Annotated in this window: 4 protein-coding genes; 2 read left to right on the top strand and 2 right to left on the bottom strand. The window is 68.9% G+C overall.

What is annotated here, in order from left to right:
• Positions 1–1147: M1 family aminopeptidase (locus tag HUU95_RS05685; RefSeq protein WP_302480096.1), on the top strand; the 1147-nt coding region annotated here is incomplete at its 5' end.
• Between the two features lie 65 nt (positions 1148–1212).
• On the opposite strand, the gene HUU95_RS05690 is transcribed toward HUU95_RS05685, so the two are convergent.
• Positions 1213–2622: a M20/M25/M40 family metallo-hydrolase gene (locus tag HUU95_RS05690; protein WP_174279227.1), complete on the bottom strand. Its 1410-nt coding sequence runs from the start codon at positions 2620–2622 to the stop codon at positions 1213–1215.
• A 249-nt stretch (positions 2623–2871) separates the two neighbouring features.
• On the opposite strand from HUU95_RS05690, the gene HUU95_RS05695 reads away from it, so the two are divergent.
• On the top strand, positions 2872–5016 hold the full coding sequence (locus tag HUU95_RS05695; protein WP_174279228.1) for a M3 family metallopeptidase: 2145 nt from the start codon (positions 2872–2874) through the stop codon (positions 5014–5016).
• On the opposite strand, the gene glmS is transcribed toward HUU95_RS05695, so the two are convergent.
• A partial coding sequence (gene glmS, locus HUU95_RS05700; protein ID WP_174279229.1) for a glutamine--fructose-6-phosphate transaminase (isomerizing) occupies positions 5003–6388 on the bottom strand: 1386 nt, incomplete at its 5' end. The genes HUU95_RS05695 and glmS overlap by 14 nt on opposite strands.

The following is a 6388-nucleotide window of genomic DNA, read 5'->3' on the forward strand; positions in this document are numbered from 1 at the left end:
CGCCCGCGCCGCGACCAGCGACGCCACCGTGCTGGTGCGCGGCCCCGCCGATCTCGGGCCAGCGACCGGCACGCGCACCTGGCATTATCGCATGAACAGCACGCGCGACGTCGCCTGGAGCGCGTCGGCCGACTTCCTCTGGGACGCGGCGCGCATCCGCCTGCCCGGCGGGGCGACGTCGCTGGCGATGTCCTATTATCCGCCCGAGAGCGCTGGGACCACCAAATGGGGCCGTTCGACCGAATATGTGAAGGACACGGTCGAGAATATGTCGCGCCGCTGGTTCACCTATCCCTACCCCGCCGCGATCAACGTCGCCGGGCCATCGAGCGGAATGGAATATCCCGGGATCGTCTTCGACGCGCCGGAAGAGGGCGGCAAGGAGCTGTTCTGGGTCACCGCGCATGAGATCGGGCATGACTGGTTCCCGATGACGGTCGGCTTCGACGAGCGGCGCCACGCCTGGATGGACGAAGGGTTCAACACCTTCATCGACATCTACGAATCCGACGATTTCCACCGGGGCGAGTATGCGCCCAAGCGCGATCCGGAATTCGCGCCGGGCGGCGGCAACCCCGTCGACGAGATCCTGCCGCTCCTCGCCGACCCGGACGCGCCACCGATCCTCAGCCGCGCCGATACGGTGACCGAGCAATACCGGCACCCCGTGACCTATTTCAAGTCGGCGCTGGGGCTGCAGCTGCTGCGCGAGGACATCCTCGGGCCCGAGCGGTTCGACCCCGCCTTTCGCCGCTTCATCGCCGCCTGGGCGTTCAAGCACCCCAAGCCGGCGGACTTCTTCCGCGCGATGGAAAGCGACGCGGGCGAGGACCTGAGCTACTGGTGGCGCGGCTGGTATCAGAACAATTGGCAGATGGACCTGGCGGTCGCCGGCATCGAGGCGACCAGGACGGGCGCGCCGCTGGTCCGCGTCGAGGCGCGCGACAAGCTCGTCATGCCCGCGACGTTGCGCGTCACCTATGCCGACGGCCACGCGACCGACCTGCGCCTCCCCGCCGAGACCTGGATCCGGCAGGCGTCGATCGCGGTGCCCGTCCCCGCCGGCCACGTCACCCGCGCCGAGCTGGATCCGGACCACCGCCTTCCCGACCGCGACCGCAAGAACAACGTCGCGACCGCGCGTTAGGGTTGATCTTGCTCCGTCGCCCCAGCCTTGAGCCGGGGCGACGAGGGGAAGCGCGCTCCGCCAGTCTAGGTCGCGTCGGCGTAGCGCTGGATCAGGCGGAAGAGGTAGTCCCGGCCGTCATAGACCGACTTGACGCGGATATGCTCGTTCAGCCCGTGGATGCCGCCGCCATCATATTCATACAGGATGCCGGGCACGCCATAGGAGGGGATGCCGGCGGCGGCGAGATAGATCGAGTCGCTGGCGCCGGTCGACATGTTGGGGATCAGCGGCAGCCCCGGATACATCTCGTGGCCCAGCGTGGTCGCCGGCCCGACCACGGCGGCGCTGAGCGGCGCGGGGTGGCCGATCGGCTTGCCCTCGCGGTTCTTCGCAGTGACCGTCACGCCCTCGGCGGCGACCAGCTGCGTCAGCGTCGCCTGCACCGTATCGATCGGCACGCCGGGGAAGATGCGGCAGTTGACGTTGGCCCGTGCCCGCTGCGGCAGCGCGTTCTGCGCGTGTCCGCCCTCCAGCAGCGTCGGGATGCACGTCGTTCGCAGCGTCGAGTTGAACAGCGGGTCGCGCCCGAGCAGCGCCTCCGCCAGCTTGTCCTGCGGATTGGCGGCGACCGCGTTCATCGCGGCGGCGAGCGAGGGCACGATCTTCGCCGTTCCCGTCCAGAAGGCGCGCGTCGTGTCGTCGACCATCACCGGGAATTTATACGCCTGCACATGGCCCAAGGCGGTCGCGAGCTGGTAGATCGCGTTGTCCGGGCGCGGCAGCGACGAATGGCCGCCGGGGTTGGTCGCCTCCAGCGTGAAGTCCTGATAGACCTTCTCGCTCACCTGGATGCCCAGCGCCAGCGGCTTGCCCTGTGCGTCCAGCCGGCCGCCGCCGCCCTCGTTGAGCGCGAACTCGGCGTCGATCAAGTCGCGCTTGTTCTGCGTCAGCCACTGCGCGCCGTTGAACGCGCCCGTCGTCTCCTCGCCGCAGGTCAGTGCCAGCTTCACCGTCCGGCGCGGCCGCGTCTGCCCGTGCAGCCGCGCCATCGTGTCGGTGAAGATCGCCGCCTGCACCTTGTCGTCCGATACGCCGCGCGCGTAGAAGAAGCCGTTCTCCTCGATGAAGGTGAACGGATCGCGCGTCCAATCCTCGCGCCTGGCCTCGACCACGTCGATGTGCGCGAGCAACAGGATCGGCTTGGCCTTCGGATCCGCGCCGGGCAGCACCGCGACGAGGCCGCCCTCCTTGGGATGATCGGGCGCGCTGAACAGCGTCAGGTCGCGATCCGTGTAGCCGGCGGCGCGCAGATGCGCCGCCATCCGCTCCGCCGCCAGCGTGCAGCTGCCCGACGACAGCGTCGTGTTGGTCTCGACCAGCTCCTTGTAGAGCGCGCGGAAGCTGGCCTGGTCCGGCCGGAGCGTCTGCGCGTCGACGGGCGCGGTGCCGCAGAGCAGGGCGGCGACCAGCGCCAGCGAGGAAAAGCGGATCATGTGCGGCCCTTTCGACGGATTCGTCGGCGACAGTCTAGCCAAGTCATGCCCGGACACCAGCCGCCATTCACCAGTTCTCGGCCCTCGCTCGTCCGTCCCGGCTCAATCCCGCCCAAGATCGCTCAAGCACAGGATATAGTATATCTTTACGTTCGGCGACCGGCGGACCTTTCGCGACGGCGGCGACCTCGCTACGCAGTCGGCCGGCGCCCAAGTGCATCGCGCACCGCCATCATCACGGAGCCACCCATGCGTTCTCTCGCCGTCGTCTCGCTGGCCATGCTCTCCACGGCGGCGATCGCGCAGGGCCTGCCCGCCAGCAACCCGTTCGCCGCGCCTTCCACTCTGCCCTATGGCACCGTGCCGTTCGACCGGATCACCGACACCGATTATCAGCCCGCAATCGAGGCGGGCATGGCCGAGCAGCTCGCCGAGATCGCGCGGATCGACGCCGATCCCGCCGCGCCGACCTTCGACAACACGATCGCGGCGATGGAGCGATCGGGTCGACTGCTGGCGCGGGCGAACCTCGCTTTCTCGGCGGTGACCGGCGCCAACACCGACGACGCGCTGCAGGCGGCCGAGACCGCGCTCGCGCCCAAATTCGCCGCGCACCGCGATGCGATCGAGCTCGACCCCAGGCTCTTCGCGCGCATCGGCGCGCTCTACGATCGACGAACCGCACTGGGCCTGTCGCCCGAACAGCTCCAGGTGCTGACTCTCACCTACCAGAACATGGTCCGCGCCGGCGCGCGGCTGTCGCCAACGGACAAGCAGGCGCTGAGCGCGATCAACGCCCAGCTGTCGACGCTGGAGACGCAGTTCCAGCACCAGCTGCTCGCGGCGGCCAAGGCGGGCGGGCTGGTCGTCAACGACAAGGCGAAGCTGGCCGGGCTGTCCGACGCCGACATCGCCGCCGCCGCGACGGCGGCGCGGACACGCGGCCTGACCGGCAAATGGGTGCTCGCGCTCCAGAACACGACGGAACAGCCGCTGCTCGCCGCGCTGACCGACCGCGCCACGCGCCATGCGCTGTTCACCGCCTCGGTCATGCGCGCGCAGCAGGGCGACGCGAACGACACGCGCGGCACGATCGCCACCTTGGCGCAGCTGCGCGCGCGCAAGGCGGCGCTGCTCGGCTTCCCGAGCTGGGCCGATTATGTGCTGTCCGATCAGATGGCCCGTACGCCGGCGACCGCGCTCGGCTTCCTGCAACAGCTCGGCCGGCCGCTCGCGGTCGAGCAGAAGCGCGAGGCGGGCGAGCTTCAGGCGCTGTTCGCGCGCGATGGTGGCCAGGGCGCGATCCAGCCCTGGGACTGGCAGTTCTACACCGAGAAGCTGCGCAAGGCGCGCTTCGACCTGAACCAGGACGAGCTGAAGCCCTATTTCGAGCTGCATCGCGTGCTGACCGAGGGCGTGTTCCGCGCCGCCACCGCGCTGTACGGCGTCACCTTCAAGCAGCGGACCGACATCCCCGTCTGGCAGCCGGACGTGATGGTCTTTGAGGTGTCCGAGGCGGACGGACGGCCGCTGGGCCTCGCCTATTTCGATCCGTTCAAGCGCGACAACAAGCAGGGCGGCGCCTGGATGTCCAATCTGGTCGGCCAATCGAAACTGCTCGGCACCAAGCCGGTGATCTTCAACGTCTATAATTTCACCAAGCCCGCGCCCGGCCAGCCGGCGCTGATCAGCGCCGACGACGTGGTCACGATGTTCCACGAGTTCGGCCACGGCCTGCACGGGCTGTTCGCGAACCAGACCTATCCCAGCATCTCGGGCACCAACACCGCGCGCGATTTCGTCGAATATCCATCGCAGTTCAACGAGCATTGGGCGCTCGATGCCGGGCTGCTCTCCCACTATGCCGTGCATTACCGCACCGGTCAGCCGATCCCGGCCGCGCTGGTCGCCAAGCTCAAGCAGGCGACGGGCTTCAACGCCGGCTGGAACGTCGGCCAGGCGACGGCGGCGGCGGAGCTGGACATGAGCTGGCACGCGCTCCCCGCGAGCGCGCCGAAGCAGGATGTCGACGCGTTCGAGGCCAAGGCACTGGCCGCGACCGGCCTCGACACCGCCGACGTGCCGACCCGCTACCGCTCCAGCTACTTCCTCCACATCTGGTCGAACGGCTATTCGGCCGGCTATTACGCCTATCAGTGGACCAAGATGCTGGCGACCGACAGCGCGGCCTGGTTCGAGCGCCATGGCGGTCTGACCCGCGCCAACGGTCAGCGCTTTCGCGACTTGGTCCTCTCGCAAGGCCATTCGCAGGATTACGCGCCGATGTTCCGCGCCTTCTATGGCCGCGATCCGGAGATCGGGCCGATGCTGGAGAATATGGGCCTGACCGCGACGGGCGAGCGGGTCGCCAGCGGCGGCGCTACTCCACGGTAACCGATTTGGCGAGGTTGCGCGGCTGATCCACGTCGGTGCCCTTCGCCACCGCGACATGGTAGGCGAGCAACTGCACCGGCACCGCATAGACCAGCGGCGCGATCAGCGGGTGGACGGGCGGCATGGTGATCGTCGCGATCGCCCCGGCGCCCGCCGCCGCGATCCCGGCCGCGTCGCTGATCAGCACGACTTGGCCGCCGCGCGCCTGCACCTCGGCCATGTTGCTCACCGTCTTGTCGAACAGCGGCCCGCTGGGCGCGATCACGATGACGGGCACGGCGTCGTCGATTAGCGCGATCGGCCCGTGCTTCATCTCGCCGGCGGCATAGCCCTCGGCATGGATATAGCTGATCTCCTTGAGCTTCAGCGCGCCTTCCAGCGCCAGCGGGTAATCGGTGCCGCGCCCCAGATACAGCACGTCGCGCGCGCCCGCGACCGTGTGCGCCATCGCCGCGATCGCCTCGTCCTGCGCCAGCGCGGCGTTCAGCGCCTCCGGCGCTTCCGCCAGGTGCCGCACGATCGCATGCTCCTTGTCGGGTGACAGATGCCCGCGCGCGCGAGCGAAGTTAGCGACCAATGCGGCGAGCACCGCCAGCTGGCAGGTGAACGCCTTGGTGGAGGCGACGCCGATCTCCGGCCCGGCATGCGTCGGCAGCAGCAGGTCCGCCTCGCGCGCCATGGTGGAGGTCGGCACGTTGACCACCACCGCGATCTTCTGCCCCTCGCCGCGCGCGTGCTGGAGCGCCGCCAGCGTGTCCGCCGTCTCGCCTGATTGCGAGATGAACAGCGCGAGCCCGCCCGGCTCCAGGATCGGCGCGCGATAGCGGAACTCGCTCGCCACATCGATGTCGACGGGGACGCGCGCGAACTGCTCGAACCAGTATTTGGCGACCAGCCCGGCATAGAAGCTCGTCCCGCACGCGACGATCGTCAGCCGGCGGATGTTGGCGAGGTCGAAATCGGGGATGGGCAGCGTCACCCGCTCGTCCATCCGCTGCAGGTACGAGCGCAGCGTCTGCGCGACCACGACCGGCTGCTCGTAGATCTCCTTGAGCATGAAATGCGGGTAGTTGCCCTTGTCGATCACCTCGACCGTCTCGCCCGAGTCGACGATCGGCCGTTCGACGCGCGTGTTGGCGCGATCGTAGATCTCGATAGTGTCGCGGCTGACGGCGGCCCAGTCGCCCTCGTCCAGATAGGCGATGCGCCGGGTGAGCGGCGCCAGCGCGTGCGCGTCCGAGCCGAGATAATTCTCGCCTTCGCCATAGCCGACGGTCAGCGGCGCGCCGAGCCGCGCCGCGATCAGCAGGTCGGGCTCGCCGCGGAACAGCACCGCCAGCGCGAACGCGCCGTGCAGGCGCGGCAGCACCGC

The organism is Sphingomonas bacterium (assembly GCF_903643065.1).
In the GTDB taxonomy this organism is placed as follows: Bacteria; Pseudomonadota; Alphaproteobacteria; order Sphingomonadales; family Sphingomonadaceae; genus Sphingomonas.